Here is a 17,670-nt window from a genome sequence, read left to right on the forward strand (position 1 = left end):
TAGATTTTAGTATTCAGGCATTAGGCTAAGGGGAGGCTCAGCCAACTGTGCCAATTGTTCTTTCAATGCCAAGACCTGCTCTTCCCAGTAACGCGGCGTATTAAACCAAGGAAAGTTATGAGGAAAAGCGGGATCTTGCCAGCGTTTGGCTAACCATGCCATATAATGCACCATTCGCATAGCACGCAGCGGCTCTATTAACGATAATTCATCGTGATTAAAGTCGCAGAACTCGCTGTACCCTTCCAAAATAACATCCAGTTGTAATTGCTGTTCTTGGCGTGAGCCCGACAATAACATCCATAAGTCTTGGATCGCAGGCCCCATTCGGCAGTCATCGAGATCGACAAAAATCGGCTCATCACGCCACAAAATATTGCCAGGATGACAATCACCATGTAAACGTAACAACTGGTTAGGGCGATATTGTGCCTCACAGGCTGCAACCACCTGATCTAACACAGTGAAAAACGCATCTTGAAGATAGTCTGGTATAAAACCCGACTGCTTTAACACCGCCTTAGGCTCATGTAAATAGCTCGCCAGATCGATAGTCGGACGATGTTGAAATGGCTTAGCCTTGGCCAATTGGTGAGCCCGCCCCAAAAAGCGACCAACCCATTCCAATTGGTCAAGGTTGTCGACCTCAAACTCACGCCCACCCGCACTCGGAAAAATCGCGTAATAAAAGCCTTGGTAATGGAGTAAGCTCTCACCATTAAAACGCATTGGCGCCACCACAGGGATCTCCTGCTCGGCTAATTCAAAGCTAAAATCATGCTCTTCTTGAATTTGCTCGGCCGACCAGCGCTGCGGACGATAAAACTTAACCACATAGCGGCTGACCCCCTCACCGCGAAACTGATAAACTCGGTTTTCATAGGAATTCAGGGGCAACAGCCCAGATTCAGGATAAATGCCCACCGCTTCGATGGCATCTAACACCAAATCAGGCGTCAAATTGGCGTAAGCAAAATCCATATTCGTGGTCATTAACGGCTCTCACTGAAAAAGCGACTTTCTTGTTCGATGAACTCATCACTGTCGCTATCTTGGACTTTAAATTGGATCACCTGAATCGACTTTTCTAACTCATAAGGGTCCACCGCGATACTAATAGGCTGCGTAAACACTTCACCCGGTGCGACCGAGATATCGCTTGGCCCAGACCATACAGGTGCAGGTAAACCAGACACCGACAAACTATATTGCTGTGGCAGCATGGTTTTGTTGATAATTTTAAAAGTGTAGGCATTTTCCACTAAGCCTTCATCGGTCACCCGATACAAGGCATTACGGTCGCGCAATACTTCAAAACCAATGGATTTGATGGTCAGCAAATTCCACACAAACAAGCCACACATAATGGCCAGCACCACACCGTAACCGATAATTTTAGGTCTGATGACATCGGTTTTTTCGCCTTTTAACTTATGCTCCGTGGTATATGAAATCAGGCCTTTGGCATAGCCCATGCGCTCCATGGTTTGATCACAGGCATCAATACAAGCGCCACAGTTAATACATTCATACTGCAAACCATCACGAATATCGATGCCAGTTGGGCACACCTGCACACATAAATCACAGTCAATACAGTCGCCTAAACCAAGCTCTTTCGGGTCGGCTTTGCGTGAACGCGGGCCGCGATTTTCACCACGTTTGGCATCGTAACCAACAATAAAGGTATCTTTATCAAACATCGACGACTGAAAGCGGGCATAAGGACACATATGCGTACAGACAATGGCGCGCATCCAACCCGCATTAATGTATGTACAAGTGGCAAAAAACAATACCCAGAATGTCAGAGCAAAACTTGAACTGAAGGTAAAAAAAGAAACATACAGCTCCTTCACCGGTACAAAATAACTGGCAAAGGCGAGCCCAGTTAATAGCGACACCACCCACCAACTGGCATGTTTGGCGGTTTTTCGCCATAACTTATTGGCATCCCATGGCGATTCATCCAATCTTTTACGCTTGTTGGCCTTACCTTCAAACAACTCCTCAAACCAAATAAAAATAAAGGTCCAAACTGTTTGTGGACAGGTGTAACCACACCAAACACGGCCTAGGTAAGTGGTAAAAAAGAACAAGGCAAAGGCGGCAATAATAAAGATCCAAGCCAACAAGGTCAGATCTTGAGGAAAGATGGTCAAGTTAAAGATGTGATAGCGATTATGTTCAATATCCAGCAACACAGCTTGATGGCCGTTCCACGGGATCAACGGCAACGCAATAAACAATAACAGCAGAAACCAACCCATAAACTTACGCAGTCTCTGATAAACCCCAGTCACACTACGCACATAGATGGTACTACTGGGATCAAATCGGTCGACACTGGCCTTACCGGTTTTACGTCCTGCTTTTTTTGTTGCGGTGACGTCTTTTACATCAATCTTTCGATCCATCACTCTTCCCTCACTTGCCACACATTTGCTCACCCATAGGGCAGATAATAATTATTTTGGAAGCTGCCCTTCGATTTGTTCTTATTTCACTAAACCCCGTGCTTTTAGCAGCGCAGTTTTAAAGTCATCTTCACAGTCTTTTTTGATGCCTGGGATCATGTCGCCTTCAGGCGTCTCTCGCATTTTTAGATGGTAAATAATCAAGTCATCAGGCACCTGACTGAGCTCACCTTCATGGCCCGCTTCTTTGGCAAGCTGAGCCAATACCTCCACTAAGCTTAGTTCGGCATGTTTTAGCCAGTAGGGCTGTAATAATTCAATGACTTCGTTTACGCGGTGACAATGCATTTTGGTATCTCCATCGGCAATAGGTATAAGCCTTAGCTGAGAGCAGAGCTCAAAGGCTCATTGATGCGGACATTGTATAATTTGCACCAAGTAAGATCTATTTTTAACCGACATATCTGGAGATGTTTGATTTGAGCAAGAATTTATCGGCGTTTAGGCAAGGCATTGGTTGTCGGCAATGGTTTTTCCCCTATCAAAATCAAGACAGATCAAGCAAATAGATAGCACTAACAGGATGATCACAACCGGCAAGGGGGCCACCCTCACCGGCGCTCAATTTTCCGTATCCCTCATGGCGAAAAGGTCGCTAGAGGGCTGAATGAGACGGGGGGGCACGGGTCAGGGGTTTGACAAAATATAATGGGACAGCGAGCGACAACACAGCCAAATGTTGTCGCAACAGGTAAGAAGCAGCCAACCTCTCACCAAAAGTCAATTGGGGTAAATTATCAAAGACAAAATTAGCCACCAAACACAGGGCACAATAACGGCTGGTTTGACTTGAGCCATCTTCAGCCAAGCTAATACTGTAGAAGCCGGCCTGAGCACACACTAACACACCCGCCCCACTCCCCGAGGCGGATCCGGAAGCAGCTAAGGTCATCAGTAACATGGTCACCGATAACAGATAAGCCGAGTTTTGCTTCCAGCGAGCAGTCATTGCATTCATCCTTGATTAAGGCAATTAAATTTACCGTAAAAAAGCGTTTTCTCCTAACAAACTTACCCAATTGTCTCTCTTGCTGACATATCCTTGCTAACCAGCCCGAATAACGACAGGTAGAATCCTGCACCCTATGTTGTGATAGAAGTGATAGAGGACTCCCATGGATATATTCTGACATATCCTTGCTAGCCAGCGCGCATAACGACAGGTAGAATCCTGCACCCTATGTTGTGATAGAAGTGGTAGAAGTGATAGAGGACTCCCATGGATATATTCTGACATATCCTTGCTAGCCAGCGCGCATAACGACAGGTAGAATCCTGCACCATATGTTGTGATATAAGTGAAGAGGACCACCATGGATATATTAAACATTCTGCTACTTTGTGGCGGCGAAAGTGCTGAGCACGAAGTGTCGTTACGTTCAGCCGATTTTATCGCGCAGCAACTCTCGCAACACGAACATATCCGCCTTCATCGCATTACAATAAGCAAAACAGGCCAATGGCTTAATGATCAACAACAGCTTTGCCAGCTAGATATGCAGAAATGCTTAACGGTCAATACTGACGCTGACCCCATCCGCCATGTAATGGATTTTGCGATTCCCTGCATTCATGGCTATCCGGGTGAAACGGGCACCATTCAATCCTTTTTTGAAATGATAAAACTGCCCTATATGGGCTGCGGCCCCGAAGCCAATACCTTATGTTTTAATAAGATCAGCTCAAAAATGTGGTTTGATGCTTTAGGCATCCCCAACACCCCGTCATTATTTATCACCGAACTTAATGACGCGACCTTAGCGCAAGTTCAGCAAGCATTCGATAATTGGGGCAGCGTGTTTATCAAGGCGGCATCACAAGGCTCATCGGTGGGCTGTTATCTGGTACGCGACAGGGCCGACATTGGCGCTAAGCTCACCGACGCCTTTAGCTATTCCGACTATGTCTTAGTTGAAAAAACCGTACAAGCTCGCGAGCTCGAAATCGCCGCTTACGAGTATCAAGGAGAAGTGATCGCAACCGTCCCTAGCGAGATCATCTGCCCAGACAATACCTTTTATACCTATGAAGAAAAGTACGCCGCCGACAGCCATTCGCTAACTCAGGTCGAAGCACAAAATCTCAGCCCGGAGCAAATCGCGCAAATGCAAGCCTACGCCGTCGCAGCGTTTAAAGGATTGAAATTACAGCATCTATCACGCATTGATTTTTTCTTAACCGAGCAAGGCGAGATCTTACTCAATGAAATCAATACATTTCCAGGCATGACCAAAACGTCCATGTTCCCACAAATGCTGGCTAACCATGGCCATCAATTTAGCGACTACCTGAACGATGTGATTGAACGGTCAATATCCTCTTAATATGGACATTAAAAAGGCGCCGATAAAGCGCCTTTTTAGTCTCTCGATTCAATACTTCTACTGAGAATGGCGGCTTTGCTGCCACTTATCGAGATCCGTTACCTTAGTTGAGCCAGTTAACTCAGCCAAAGGTGATTCAACAAATTGACTGCCTCTCACTTGAATTAAGAACTGCTCATTATCTTTACCCAGCACCATACTTTGATACAAGTCTTGCACTTGTTTCAACGTCGTCTGCTCGATCAAAGCTATACGTTTAGCCTTGGTATTCAAATCGGCCTTTTGGTCATCCCATTGTCCTTGAATATAGCCAAACTCTTCACCAAGATTACTTGGTTTTTTCTGGTAGTTGGCGATGTGCGCTTGTTTGATTTTGGCAAATTCGCCTTGATCATAGTCAGCCAACTTTTTAGCAAATTGTTGAATAAAGAAGTCATAACGCTGTTTTAAATGCTTAGGCCCCTGCTCTGGGCTTTGGGTAAACAAACCAAAGGCGGCATAGTCATCCACAGGGAAGCTCAAGGTAAAAGGGGAATAAGACAATTGATCTTGAGTGCGGATCAAATCATAAAAGTCCGAGTAGGCAATTTTATTGAGTAATTCAGCTTGCACTTGCCCCGCTTCACCGGCCTTGGTCGAGATAAAAATATATGCCAAAGCAGCATCGCCCATTTCACTGGCCAATGACCAGGCTAAACGCTGGTTTGGCTGCGGCGTAATGCGTGTCAGCTTATAAAAGTCTGGTTTAGCAATCGGGGCACGTTTAACGACTTGCTGTTGCAAGGCGATAGCTTGCTTACTGGTAAAGTTACCCGTCACTAGCATACGCAGTGCGCTTTGGCTAAACATGTCATCACGCAATTGGGTTAACTGAGCTAAGCTCACCTTATCTAACTCAGTCAGTAAGGTTTGGTCTGACCACGAGGGTAAACGCACCAGATTACGAAACTCAGCAAATGCCAGCGACATACTTTGATCTTTCAGCTTGTTTTCGATTAAACGGCGAATTTCTACTTTCGCCAAATCTAACGCTTGCTGACTAAATTTCGCCGATTTCACCGTATCAAGCAGAGTCAGCATGAGTTCACTTTGCTTATCGCTAAAGCCCCCCGTCGTGAATAACAAGCCATTGCTGGTTGTGACCGACAAGGATAAATTCGCCTCACCCGCTTCATAACTTAACCCAACCAGCTGCTTGGCTAGGATCTCATTGAGCAAGGCCCCTGTAATACGTTGCTGCGCACTGCGATCCAATAAATCATTATTGAGCTCTACGGCAATGCTGCCCTTTGGCTCTTGGAAGAACGCACTTTGCTTAAACCACAATGACAAACCCGGTTGCTTAACTAATTCTACTGCTTGTTGCTGATGTTCAGGCTTTACGATGGATTTGTCTTCCGGCAACCAGCGGTTACCTTCGGGTAAATGCATGGCTTTAGTCAACACAGGTAATTGCTGCTGCCATTGTTTCATTCGGCTTGCGCTAATAGGGGCAACACGATAGCTATCACCATAGGAATACAACACCTTGTCACCCACGACTTCAGGGTGAGCCACAAAGAGTCGCACTCGCTCGGGCGTGAGGTAGCTCAATGTTTGCTTGACGAGTTCAGGATTAAACCCATCAAGGCGAAACGGCGCAGAGATCACTTCTTCAGTGGGCAAACTGAGCATATTGGCCACCAGCACCATGCTGTAACTAAATCCGCCTTTTTTTGGTAGATACGCAAAACTGTTGGTGAGACTTTGCTCCAAGGCTTGATATTGTGCTTGGGTAACACCGGTTTGCTTGATTAACTCAATGTAGGCAAACGTGGCCGCAATGATCTTATCTTGCTGGCGTACCCCAGCATCGGTCAGCTGAAATTGAACCGTCATGCTACTGTCAGTAGGGCTATAACGGGCATCAAAGCCCGCCATTAACGACTCAATTAAGCCCGCTTGCTGCAGATAATCGGACAAGGTGCCGCTGCGATCTGAGCCTAAAATACGCGAAACAAAAATGCCCGGTTTGTAGGGGTAAAACTCGGCAAAGCTGGGCATAACAAAGCTCATTTTTAATACCTTGATGTCAGAGCTTGGTTTGAGGCTTGCCTCGATCGCCAGCTCTTTTTCGGTCACCAAGGGCGCGAGGATCAAAGGCGTTTTCGCATCTCGATTGGGGATCTGAGTTAAATACTGTTTGGCTAACTGCTCTTGAGTGGCTAGATCTCGCGGCCCATACAGCACCGCCTTCATTAAATTAGCGCTGTAGTAAGCATTAAAAAAGGTCACCAGTTCGTCTTGTAACTTACTGCCGGGCTTATCTTTTAAGGTTTCCAAATCGCCCGTACTAAAGCGTGACATGGGATGGTCAGGGTTAAGGGTAAATCGCTCAAGGGCGTATAACTTGCGACCATCATGACCTTTATAAGTCTGCTGCTCAGCATTGACCGTGCTGCGCTCTTTGTCGGCATAGTGCTCATCCAATAGCGGTGCTCGCATGACATCGCCTAAACGATCAAGTGCCTCACCATAAACCTTGTCATTCACTTCAAAACCATAGACGGTGCGATCTTGAGCGGTATAGGCGTTGGTATAGCCGCCATTTAACCGCATAAACTTACTGTAATCATTAATTTCAGGGTAACGCTCAGAGCCCAAAAACAGCATGTGCTCGAGATAGTGGGCTAAGCCCAGTTGAGTGTCGGGATTATGCATACTACCAACAGGAACGGCGATGGTGGCAGCGCTGTTTTTGGCACTCGGGTCAGATACCAACAACACCTCTAATTGGTTATCTAAGGTGATGACCTTATAATCGCGATCATCATTGGGGCTGGTAATAATCTGCGCCTGTAATGGCGCAATCAATAAACAGCAACATAACAGCAGAAAACGGCTAGGTGCTAACACGAATCTCATCAAGTAAACCTCAAATTAGTGACCAGCCTTCATGTTAACGTAAATCAACCCCAGCTCAAGCGCTGACTGTGCAATTTAACGTAAAGACCTAAGCGAGTTTTTGACGCTTTGGTTTACAATTAAGTCACCCCTACTGATTGGAGTTAGCCATGGTCGCTATTCACAAATCCTTATTAACCCGTTTAGTCCTCTTCTTTGTTGGCAGTTTGCTGCTGGCAGGGCAAGTACATGCCAAAAACGACAAGCATGACAAACAGCAAAAGGTCTTGCCCCCAGGCCTTGAGAAAAAAGTAGATAGAGGGGGAGAACTACCGCCCGGCTGGAAAAAAAAGCTACGCCGAGGTGATATCCTAGATTGGGATATTTACCGTTTCGGACACAAGCGCCCAGGCAACAAAAATGATAAATATGAATGGATCGACATAGACAACGACACCATTAAGGTGATTAAAAATACCCGTGAAATTGTTGATATACTGTCACGCTAACGGATTAGCATTGAGTTAACGATGGCGCCATCAAGCAAGTCGAACCTATTTTTTATTGATTTTTTGCGCTGTATTGCCGCCATCGCCGTTGTGGCCATTCATGTGCTCGGGCCTTGGCGTGAGCAATTTGGCATAGTTGATGAAAACCAATGGCTCGCGGCTGTCAGTTATAACGGCCTGTTACGTTGGGCGGTGCCGGTATTTTTTATGATCAGTGGCGCCTTGCTTATCACCCATCAGATCACGGCCCAATCACCATTTGATTGCCACCATTACATTAAGCGCCGCGTAGTTAAAGTGCTGTTACCTTTTGTCATATGGAGCCTGATCTACGCCATGATAGGTGGCATGGATACCACGGGTTGGCACTGGGAGCAAACTCGCACCCTCTTAAGCCAAGCCAACAATCATCCGACTTGGTACCACCTTTGGTTCTTTTATTCATTCATCCCAATGTACTTTGTCATTCCCTTGCTGGCCCCTGTGCTCAGGCAAATGGCTGAACAAAGAATTAAATTCTTACTGTACGCTTGGTTTGCTCTAACGCTACTCCATTGGCTGGAAGTGGACACTGTGCTGCGCCAACCTTTGCTGCTTTACAGTGGCTATTTAGTGCTGGGCTGGTATTTAATCAATCGAAATAACCGCGATGACCTGCCCTTATGGTTTTGGGCAGGGGGGGCAATGCTGGTATTTAATCTGGTGGGTACTTGGCAGCTTAGTCACGAGCACGGTCGATACGCCATCTTCTTTATGGGTTATAAGAGCTTTAATACGGCCATTATTGCCGCAATGGTGTTTGTCTTAGCTCAGGCTTATGCCGATATGATCGCAGGTAAGTTGAGGCAGGGGATCAGCCTGGTCGCCCGTTATAGCTTCGGCATTTACTTAATTCATCCCCTGTTTTTAATTCCAATACGCAATATCGAAGCGGGATATTACACCTGGTTTGCGAGTAATTGGCTGGCCATCCCGTTACTGACGCTGATAGTCGTTTTGCTCTCGCTCCTTAGTAGCATGATGTTAGCCAAACTGCCCTTGTTACAAAAACTGGTCCCCTGACAAGCTTATACCTGCAGCCAAAAAGTCACCGGGCCATCATTGGTGAGTTGAACTTGCATATCAGCAGCAAACACCCCATTTTGAGTGTTCACTCCCGCGTTTTTGCAACACCTTGTAAAGTAATCATACAATTGCTCAGCCTCTTGCGGATCCGCGCCACGAGAAAAGCCCGCACGGGTGCCTTTTTTGGTGTCGGCAGCAAGGGTAAATTGCGATACCACCAGCACACTGCCGCCAACTTGCGCCACGTTTAAATTCATCTTACCTTGCTCATCGCTAAACACACGATAGGCCAACACCTTTTCACACAGGCGCTTGGCTTTAGCTTGGTCGTCGCCTTTTTCGACACCAAGTAAGATCAGTAAACCTTGGTCAATGGCGCCCGTCACTTGTTGTTCCACTGTGACACTTGCGCTGCTAACCCTTTGAATGAGAGCGATCATAAATAATTTTTGCCATGCTAGAAGTTGCTTTACACAGAGCATCAATCATACCTTGCTCCATTGCACTATGACCAGCGTTTGGCACAATTTGCAGCTGAGCCGTAGGCCAATTAGCCACAAGGCTAGTGGCGTTTTCAAGCTTACACACCATGTCATAACGACCATGAATTATCATGGCAGGTAAATGCGCTATCTTGGCCATGTTTTGTAAGATGGGGGTTTCTATAAAGCTTTGATTAACAAAGTAGTGAGCCGAAATACGTGCCATCGATAAGGCTAGGTGAGGCTCGCCATAAGTCTCGGTAACATCTTCTTTAGCATGTAAAGTACTAATACGCCCTTCCCAGATACACCAAGCCTTAGCTGCCGCCAATCGCTCGAGCTCGTTGTCGGAAGTCAGCAACGCATGGTATTGGCCTAACCTATCTTGCGCGGCCAATTCGTGGCCAAGGGGAGTGGCAAACTCTTGGTAATAGTCAGGAAATACTTGCGCCGCACCGCCATCACCTTGATATAACCAGTCAAAGTCTTGCGGTCTAGATAGAAAAATACCTCGTAAAATCATGCCGGTAACACGCTCAGGATAAGCTTGCGCGTACAATAAGGCTAAAGTACTGCCCCAAGAGCCGCCAAATAATAACCAAGCGTCGATGCCCAAATAATCGCGAATTTTTTCCATATCGGCGACCAAAGCTTGACTGTTGTTATCGATTAAACTGGCATGGGGAGTCGAACGGCCACAACCACGCTGGTCAAATACCACAATGCGATAAATTTCAGGGTCGAAAAAACGGCGACTATCAGCACTGCTGCCCGAGCCAGGCCCGCCATGAATAAATAACACAGGGATCCCCTGACGATTGCCCGACTCTTCTACATATAAGGTGTGTAAGTCACTGACGGGTAATTGGTGCTCTGCGTAGGTCACTATGGTTGGATAAAGGGTTTTCATAATTTTTCCTGCGGTTCTGATGGCGAGGTTAAGCCTTGATGTTTGTGATCCAGCTGGGTCAATACACTCAGTCCCGGATAATCGCCTAACGCTGCGGTTAGCTCAGCGCCAACTAACACGATAATCCAACTTAAATATACCCAAACAAACAAAATGGGGATGGTGGCCAGCGCACCATAAATGGCTTGGTAAGAAGGAAACTGAGTAATGTAAAAAGCAAAGCCTTTTTTTGATAACTCAAACAAGATAGCCGCCACCACGGCTCCCACAATCGCATGGCGGATCTTCACACGCGTGTTGGGTACTAAGGTATACATGCCAAGAAACATTAAGGTAGAAATGGCCAAAGGCAGTAAGGCAAGCATCTTTTGACCATGGGTTTTTAAATCAGGGTCAGTGATAAAATTCATCGACACCACATAAGAGCTCATTGCGATACTGGCTCCCGCAATCACGGGGCCTAAGGTCAACACCATCCAATACATGGCAAAGGCGCTCGCCATGTTACGTTTTTTCTTCACCCGCCAAATGTGGTTTAGATTTTGGTCGATAGCCGAAATCAACAGCAAGGCCACAAACATCAGGGCGGTGATCCCCATTGCAGTCATTTTATTGGTGTTAGCAATAAAGCCAGTGAGGTTTTCTCTCACGGCTTCACCGGCGGCGGGCACAAAATTAGCGTAGACAAAATCCTCAATCAGCACCTGCATCTCTTGAAACACAGGAAATGCCGACATGACGGCAAACACCACAGCAAGCATGGGCACCAAAGACAATAAAGTGACATAAGCTAGATATCCGGCGGTCACTTTCACCCTGTCTTCACTGGCACGATGATAAACATGAATGGCAAATGCCAAGGCATGGCGGCCTAAAGCCATGAATTGCTGTTGGTAATGCAGCTTCCCTGTTGACATGACCCCACCTTAACCCGATCACAAATACAAAAAACATCAAATAATTAGCACAAAAACACCGTATTACATCATAGATGGCGTGCTTGGGTTAAGTATAATGGCATTTTCCCAGTAACTTGAGAACATTATGTATTACTTAAAGAAATCGTTAATTTGTCTAGCGCTTCCTCTCGTAACCTTAACGGCTTGTGGTGGCAGTAGTGGTTCTTCTAGTACCGAGAGCAATGGTGACGTTGCTGAAATCCCAAGCTCCCAAGCGAATATCACGACCAATAACGCATCAGAATTAACCCAAGCGGTACTGAGCAATAGCAGCATAGGTAATAGTTCATCAAATATGGTCAATCTTATCTCAGATCAGATTTCACCTCGTGGAGCGGCTAGAGCTAGCCTGCTTTCAGGTAGCGAAGACTGCCCCGGCGGAGGTACTCTTAATTATGATATGGCCAACGAAACTAGCGGTAAGTTCTCGTTTAGTCACTGTGAATTATCCAGTGAGCTTTCCTTTGATGGTGGATTTAGCGTGAACGGCATCGATATCACTAAGGGCATGCTCATTAGCTATGATGCCTTTAATATGAAAATGGCGGCCAGTGCACTCAATAATTACCAAGCAATGGATGACACCATTAGTGGCACTATCCGTCTTAGCTTATTTGGCGATGCTGGTATAACTAGCGTACAAAACTTAGTACGCCAACATAATCCAAGCGGGATTAGCATTAGCTCGAACAATCTGCAAATGAGCTTTAATGGTAATAGCTTATTGCCAGATCAAGCGAGTGGCACCTTGACCCATAGTGACTATGGTAGCGTTAATCTATCAACATCAGGTGCCAGCCTGTTACTCACTGGCGAAGCAAGTACATTAAAGGTTGAGCAACAAGGCGGTAGCTATGTACTGTCTCTTGACGAAGATAACGATGGTAACTTTGAACAAACCACAACAACAACCAACCTTAATGCTAACGATCTAGTTTGGGCCGCCATTTAAAACCACTCCATGCGGGCAGTGATACTGCTCGCATTCACTCTTTATCATTATTCAATCCTAATGCAATTTTAGTAGCCAAATAAAACACCCCCATGCGGGCAGAGATACTGCTCGTATGCATTCGTTCGCCTCATTCAATCCTAATATAATTTTAGTAGTCAAATAAAACACCCCCATGCGGGCAGAGATAATGCTCGTATGCATTCGTTCGCCTCATTCAATCCTAATGTAATTTTAGTAGCCACATACCTCGCTCATCCGTATTTGACGCTTGCTTGCCATAATCTGCCATTTTTGCTCCCCGATATTGCCCACATTATTTGTTTTACTGATCAACATGTTCACTAACCCAGAGCCAACAACATGAATGATTATTATCAAGTGTCAGCCCAGCCCCCCTTACAAGGCCAAATCGATATTAGTGGCGCCAAAAATGCGGTATTACCTTTGATGGCCGCCACTTTGTTATGTAAGGGCAAATCCATCATAAATAATGTGCCACAACTGGATGATGTCGCGACCATGGCGCAGGTAATGCGTTACCTAGGCGCTAAGGTTGATCACCAAGGATCCCGTTTAACCATCGACACTCAGGCTTGCCATGGCCACCAAGCCCCTTATCATTTAGTGACCAAAATGCGCGCTTCTATTTATGTGCTGGGGCCCTTGTTAGCCCGATATGGTCGAGCGAATGTTGCTTTACCGGGCGGCTGCGCATGGGGGCCAAGGCCAGTCGATCTTCACTTAGCAGGCATGCAAGCACTGGCTGCTAAGGTTGAGCTAACCCATGGCAATATTCACGCCTACGCAGGGAAATTAAAAGGCGTCGATTTTACTTTTTCCACCTCATCAGTGGGCGCCACCGTTAATATGCTACTGGCATCGGTATTGGCCGAGGGCACCACACGTTTATTCAATGCGGCTATTGAACCCGAAATTGATAACCTGATTGACCAGCTCAATGCCATGGGAGCGAACATTTTTGGCAAAGGTACCACAACCTTATGTATTGCAGGTGTTGATCAACTTGCGCCCACTGAAATCAACGCGATCCCAGATCGTATCGAGGCTGGCACCTATTTGATCGCCGCCGCCATGACTCGAGGCCGCGTTCGCCTAAACCAGGTTATTCCAGCGCATTTAACCGCATTACTCACTAAGCTAAGTGACTGCGGCGCCGATATCCAATATGACCAAGACTCGATAACCCTTGACGCTCAACGCCAAGGGTTGCGACCCATGTCCATTAAAACAGGGCCATATCCACAATTTGCAACGGATTTAGCACCGCAGTGGATGGCCTTGTGCGCCAGTTTGCCGGGCATTACTCAGATCACCGACCATATCTACCCCGATCGCTTTCAACATGTTGATGAGCTTAATCGCCTGGGGGCCAACATCCGGGTCAAAGGTAACAGCGCTTATATTATCGGCAGCACAAGCTTATCTGGCGCACCGGTCAACGCCTCTGACCTACGCGCAGGCGCTGCTCTCGTATTAGCCGGACTGGTGGCGAATGGCACCACTGAAGTCAGGCAAATCCATCATTTAGACCGCGGCTATCACAATCTAGCCAGTAAACTAATGCAGCTGGGGGCCACCATACAAAGAGACGCAGATGATACGAGTGTGAATGTCACCCACCTTTCACTATGTGGGTAGGTGAAGTGAGCCACCCCCCAAGTTGAGGTAGCTTGGGGGTCACCATGCTTGTCAGCACGCGAGAAGTATGAAAAGCTCTGATTTTTAATTTCCAGAGGCGCATCCCTTGTTTCGCAACCTACTCGCTATCGGCTTTATCATCGTTACTTTATTTGCCACCTATTCTCATGCCGCCCCAAGTCAAAAGCATTTACAACTCGCATCGGTCAGCGCTTACGTGGCCGATTACAAAACCGGTAAAACCATCGCGGCCAAAAATGCGGATCTGTTGATGCCCATTGCGTCCATTACCAAAGTCATGACAGCCATGGTGATTTTGGATTCAGGGCAATCATTAAAAGAAAAAATCACCTTCACCAAAAATCATCGCGCCCTGATTGAATACGGCCATTCGAGGATCCGCACTGGCTCACAAATTAGTCGAGGTGAAGCCATACGCTTAGCCTTAATGTCATCGGAAAATTTGGCCGCAGCCGCCCTCGGTGCTACGTACCCCGGAGGGTATACCGCGTTTGTAAAAGCCATGAACGCTAAAGCCAAGATGCTGGGCATGGAGCACACTCAATTTGTTGAAGCCACCGGCCTATCACCCATGAATCGCTCAACCGCGCGAGATTTAAGCCGCCTCGTGGCCGCCGCTTATAATTACCCCTTAATTCGCAAGTACAGCACCACAGCGACGCATACTGCGAATTTCAGCAAGCCACGCTACGTGTTGGGCTATACCAACACCAACGTATTGGTGAGAGGCGATAAATGGGATGTGAGCCTGAGTAAAACCGGCTTTCTAAATGAAGCGGGACGCTGCTTAGTGATGGTGACAAAACTACAAGGTAAGCAAACCATTATGGTCATGCTGGATTCGTACGGTAAGCGCACCCCGGTGGGCGATGCTGGACGAATTAAAAAGTGGCTAGAAACAGGCCATAGCGGCAAGATAAGCGACTCAGCCAAACAATACCAAAAGACCAAATTAGCGCAGCGTAAACCCGCTTAGCCAAAATCCAATGAAAAAAAAGCCAGCTTAATCGCTGGCTTTTTTTTGCGGCTAAATCAGCTTAATTAAGCATCTTTAGGGGCTCGAGACATACGCTTACGCTCATTCTCAGTCAAGTAACGCTTACGAATACGAATCGATTGTGGGGTGACCTCAACCAATTCATCGTTATCGATAAACTCCATCGCTTGCTCAAGAGTCATCTTGATTGGTGGCGTTAATACTTGCGCTTCATCGGTACCCGATGCACGAACGTTGGTTAGCTGCTTACCTTTAAGAGCGTTTACGGTTAGGTCGTTGTCACGGCTGTGGATACCGATAACCATGCCTTCGTAAACCTCGGTGCCGTGTTCAACCATCATACGGCCACGCTCTTGTAGGTTAAATAGTGCATTGGTGAGGGCTTTACCCGTTGCGTTAGCAATCAATACACCATTCTTACGCTGACCAATCACGCCACCTTTGTGTGGACCGTAGTGAGAGAAGGTGTGGTAAATCAAACCAGAGCCAGAGGTTAAGGTCATGAATTCAGTTTGGAAACCGATCAAGCCACGGCTTGGGATCATGAAGTCCATACGAATACGACCTTTACCATCTGGCGACATATCGGTCATTTCGCCTTTACGTAGGCCAAGCTGCTCCATGATAGAACCTTGGTGCTCTTCTTCTACGTCGATAGTCACGGTTTCGTAAGGTTCTTCTAACTGACCATCAACCGTGCGAGTAATTACCTCTGGGCGAGAAACCGCAAGCTCGTAGCCCTCACGACGCATGTTTTCGATCAAGATACCTAGGTGAAGCTCACCACGGCCAGATACGCGGAATTTATCCGGATCATCTGTTTCTTCAACACGTAGGGCTACGTTGTGTACCAATTCTTTTTCTAGGCGCTCTAGAATGTTACGAGAAGTAACGTATTTACCTTCTTGGCCAGCAAACGGTGAATTGTTTACTTGGAAGGTGACGGTTACCGTTGGCTCATCAACCGAAAGGGGTGGTAGCGCTTCAACATTATTTTGATCACAGATGGTATCAGAAATTTTTAGCTCACCTAAACCAGACACGGCGATGATGTCGCCCGCCTGCGCTTCTTCAACATCATGACGCTCTAGACCCAAGTAACCCAATACTTGGCCCACTTTACCGTTGCGCTTCTTACCGTCTGCGCCGATAACCGTGACTTGTTGGTTTACTTTCACTTTACCGCGAGAAACACGGCCAACACCGATTACACCCACATACGAGTTGTAGTCTAGCTGTGAAATTTGCATTTGGAATGGACCTTCAGGGTCGGCATCCGGCGCGGCTACGTTATCAACGATAGCTTGGAACAGAGGCTCCATGTTGTCAGACGGGGTGTCCACGTCTAGCGTGGCAAAACCATTCAATGCAGAAGCGTAAACCACTTGGAAATCCAACTGCTCGTCGGTTGCACCTAGGTTATCAAATAAATCAAATACCTGATCCATCACCCAGTCAGGACGGGCGCTTGGCTTGTCTACCTTGTTAATAACAACAATCGGCTTTAGGCCTTGAGCAAAGGCTTTTTGGGTTACGAAGCGCGTTTGTGGCATCGGGCCATCGGCTGCGTCAACCAATAATAACACCGAGTCAACCATAGACAGAATACGTTCAACCTCACCACCGAAGTCGGCGTGTCCGGGAGTATCTACGATGTTGATGTGGTAATCGTTCCATTCAATCGCGGTGTTTTTAGCTAGGATGGTAATACCACGCTCTTTTTCAAGATCGTTAGAATCCATAACACGCTCTTCAGCGTCACCACGGCTCACTAGTGTGCCAGATTGTTGCAGCAGTTTATCAACCAGTGTTGTTTTACCGTGGTCAACGTGCGCAATGATTGCAATATTTCTTAATTTTTCTAACACAGCTCAGTGCCTCAAAATTGGTTTGGATAAAAATTCGGCGTTATTGTATAGATCAATTGTCAAATAAAATAGTTTTAATGCGATCACATTTCATCACTTAGTTAAATTACCTAACGATCACCCCCGCATTTGCTGGAAATTTCACCATCCCATTACAGGCCCATCAAGTTGAGAAGATAGCCATTAAGCATAAACAAAAAATATAGCAGCAAGTCACACTATTGAGGTTAAAAATACCCCTTCAACACAAGCTATCATCAGATCGTTACTTTCATAATTTTTAAATAATTTATCGCTACCATAAGCGGTGAATAATTGCTCACAAGCGCCCCATCTGCTATTAATAACCAGCCTTAACTGATTGTAACGGGATTTGCACCACAAAGATCCATAACTGCACCAAGTTAGGGCAATCGATAATAAGATTCGGCATCAACATTTGCGTTGAAGCCCTATTTGCAAGGGATGACAAATTTGGCACGCTTTTAGCATTAAGCAAAACCAGTTTATTTTGTCTATTTACACAAGCCATCAATATTGATGACACCGGAGGTTATAAAG

General features: G+C 46.4%; 15 protein-coding genes. 6 read left to right on the forward strand and 9 right to left on the reverse strand.

Going from position 1 to position 17,670, the window contains the following annotated elements:
* Positions 1-6 precede the first annotated feature (6 nt).
* From K6Y21_RS13190 to K6Y21_RS13205, 4 genes are all read right to left on the reverse strand, one after another.
* Positions 7-993, reverse strand: coding sequence for a serine/threonine protein kinase (locus K6Y21_RS13190; RefSeq protein WP_233072309.1), 987 nt, complete (start codon positions 991-993; stop codon positions 7-9).
* Positions 993-2,417, reverse strand: a complete 1,425-nt coding sequence (gene ccoG / locus K6Y21_RS13195; RefSeq protein ID WP_233072310.1) for a cytochrome c oxidase accessory protein CcoG — start codon at positions 2,415-2,417, stop codon at positions 993-995. Before ccoG ends, K6Y21_RS13190 begins: the two co-directional genes overlap by 1 nt.
* 81 nt (positions 2,418-2,498) lie before the next feature.
* A complete protein-coding gene (locus K6Y21_RS13200; RefSeq protein ID WP_233072311.1) occupies positions 2,499-2,765 on the reverse strand; it encodes a YihD family protein in 267 nt (88 codons plus the stop codon).
* Positions 2,766-3,072: 307 nt separating this feature from the next.
* Positions 3,073-3,426 (reverse strand): hypothetical protein, encoded by a 354-nt coding sequence (locus K6Y21_RS13205; protein ID WP_233072312.1) that lies wholly within the window; start codon positions 3,424-3,426, stop codon positions 3,073-3,075.
* Positions 3,427-3,790: 364 nt separating this feature from the next.
* Here K6Y21_RS13205 and K6Y21_RS13210 point away from each other — a divergent pair, with 364 nt between their 5' ends.
* Positions 3,791-4,801 (forward strand): D-alanine--D-alanine ligase, encoded by a 1,011-nt coding sequence (locus K6Y21_RS13210; protein ID WP_233072313.1) that lies wholly within the window; start codon positions 3,791-3,793, stop codon positions 4,799-4,801.
* Between the two features lie 57 nt (positions 4,802-4,858).
* Here K6Y21_RS13210 and K6Y21_RS13215 read toward each other — a convergent pair whose 3' ends face one another.
* On the reverse strand, positions 4,859-7,705 hold the full coding sequence (locus K6Y21_RS13215) for an insulinase family protein (RefSeq protein ID WP_233072314.1): 2,847 nt from the start codon (positions 7,703-7,705) through the stop codon (positions 4,859-4,861).
* Between the two features lie 149 nt (positions 7,706-7,854).
* Between K6Y21_RS13215 and K6Y21_RS13220 the strand changes: the two genes are divergently transcribed.
* The gene (locus tag K6Y21_RS13220; protein ID WP_233072315.1) at positions 7,855-8,193 is read left to right on the forward strand and encodes a hypothetical protein; all 339 of its coding nucleotides are present in this window, start codon (positions 7,855-7,857) and stop codon (positions 8,191-8,193) included.
* Between the two features lie 21 nt (positions 8,194-8,214).
* A complete protein-coding gene (locus K6Y21_RS13225; protein WP_233072316.1) occupies positions 8,215-9,255 on the forward strand; it encodes an acyltransferase in 1,041 nt (346 codons plus the stop codon).
* A gap of 5 nt (positions 9,256-9,260) precedes the next feature.
* On the opposite strand, the gene dtd is transcribed toward K6Y21_RS13225, so the two are convergent.
* The 3 genes from dtd to K6Y21_RS13240 are packed head-to-tail and all read right to left on the reverse strand — an operon-like array spanning position 9,261 to position 11,567.
* Positions 9,261-9,698, reverse strand: coding sequence for a D-aminoacyl-tRNA deacylase (gene dtd, locus K6Y21_RS13230; protein WP_233072317.1), 438 nt, complete (start codon positions 9,696-9,698; stop codon positions 9,261-9,263).
* Positions 9,673-10,650, reverse strand: a complete 978-nt coding sequence (gene pip / locus K6Y21_RS13235; RefSeq protein WP_233072318.1) for a prolyl aminopeptidase — start codon at positions 10,648-10,650, stop codon at positions 9,673-9,675. The genes dtd and pip overlap by 26 nt, the downstream gene beginning before the upstream one ends.
* Positions 10,647-11,567 (reverse strand): virulence factor BrkB family protein, encoded by a 921-nt coding sequence (locus K6Y21_RS13240; protein ID WP_233072319.1) that lies wholly within the window; start codon positions 11,565-11,567, stop codon positions 10,647-10,649. Before K6Y21_RS13240 ends, pip begins: the two co-directional genes overlap by 4 nt.
* A 127-nt stretch (positions 11,568-11,694) precedes the next feature.
* Here K6Y21_RS13240 and K6Y21_RS13245 point away from each other — a divergent pair, with 127 nt between their 5' ends.
* The 3 genes from K6Y21_RS13245 to pbpG all read left to right on the forward strand — a co-directional run bounded on the left by K6Y21_RS13245 (position 11,695) and on the right by pbpG (position 15,220).
* Positions 11,695-12,561, forward strand: coding sequence for a hypothetical protein (locus tag K6Y21_RS13245; protein ID WP_233072320.1), 867 nt, complete (start codon positions 11,695-11,697; stop codon positions 12,559-12,561).
* 363 nt (positions 12,562-12,924) lie between these two features.
* Positions 12,925-14,223 (forward strand): UDP-N-acetylglucosamine 1-carboxyvinyltransferase, encoded by a 1,299-nt coding sequence (murA, locus tag K6Y21_RS13250; protein WP_233072321.1) that lies wholly within the window; start codon positions 12,925-12,927, stop codon positions 14,221-14,223.
* Positions 14,224-14,329: 106 nt separating this feature from the next.
* Entirely contained in the window at positions 14,330-15,220 is an 891-nt protein-coding gene (gene pbpG, locus K6Y21_RS13255; protein WP_233072322.1) for a D-alanyl-D-alanine endopeptidase, read from the forward strand.
* 65 nt (positions 15,221-15,285) lie between these two features.
* Here the strand turns inward: pbpG and typA are convergent, their stop codons facing one another.
* Positions 15,286-17,109, reverse strand: a complete 1,824-nt coding sequence (gene typA / locus K6Y21_RS13260; RefSeq protein ID WP_233072323.1) for a translational GTPase TypA — start codon at positions 17,107-17,109, stop codon at positions 15,286-15,288.
* Positions 17,110-17,670 lie beyond the last annotated feature (561 nt).

The sequence above is a fragment of the Motilimonas eburnea genome, from assembly GCF_021295345.1.
GTDB classification, from domain to species: domain Bacteria; phylum Pseudomonadota; class Gammaproteobacteria; order Enterobacterales; family CBDFNC01; genus Motilimonas; species Motilimonas eburnea.

Coding starts and splice junctions, on each gene's coding strand:
- K6Y21_RS13190 (WP_233072309.1), bottom strand. CDS start 993: ATGACCACGAATATGGATTTTGCTTACGCCAATTTGACGCCTGATTTG.
- ccoG (WP_233072310.1), bottom strand. CDS start 2,417: ATGGATCGAAAGATTGATGTAAAAGACGTCACCGCAACAAAAAAAGCA.
- K6Y21_RS13200 (WP_233072311.1), bottom strand. CDS start 2,765: ATGCATTGTCACCGCGTAAACGAAGTCATTGAATTATTACAGCCCTAC.
- K6Y21_RS13205 (WP_233072312.1), bottom strand. CDS start 3,426: ATGACTGCTCGCTGGAAGCAAAACTCGGCTTATCTGTTATCGGTGACC.
- K6Y21_RS13210 (WP_233072313.1), top strand. CDS start 3,791: ATGGATATATTAAACATTCTGCTACTTTGTGGCGGCGAAAGTGCTGAG.
- K6Y21_RS13215 (WP_233072314.1), bottom strand. CDS start 7,705: ATGAGATTCGTGTTAGCACCTAGCCGTTTTCTGCTGTTATGTTGCTGT.
- K6Y21_RS13220 (WP_233072315.1), top strand. CDS start 7,855: ATGGTCGCTATTCACAAATCCTTATTAACCCGTTTAGTCCTCTTCTTT.
- K6Y21_RS13225 (WP_233072316.1), top strand. CDS start 8,215: ATGGCGCCATCAAGCAAGTCGAACCTATTTTTTATTGATTTTTTGCGC.
- dtd (WP_233072317.1), bottom strand. CDS start 9,698: ATGATCGCTCTCATTCAAAGGGTTAGCAGCGCAAGTGTCACAGTGGAA.
- pip (WP_233072318.1), bottom strand. CDS start 10,650: ATGAAAACCCTTTATCCAACCATAGTGACCTACGCAGAGCACCAATTA.
- K6Y21_RS13240 (WP_233072319.1), bottom strand. CDS start 11,567: ATGTCAACAGGGAAGCTGCATTACCAACAGCAATTCATGGCTTTAGGC.
- K6Y21_RS13245 (WP_233072320.1), top strand. CDS start 11,695: ATGTATTACTTAAAGAAATCGTTAATTTGTCTAGCGCTTCCTCTCGTA.
- murA (WP_233072321.1), top strand. CDS start 12,925: ATGAATGATTATTATCAAGTGTCAGCCCAGCCCCCCTTACAAGGCCAA.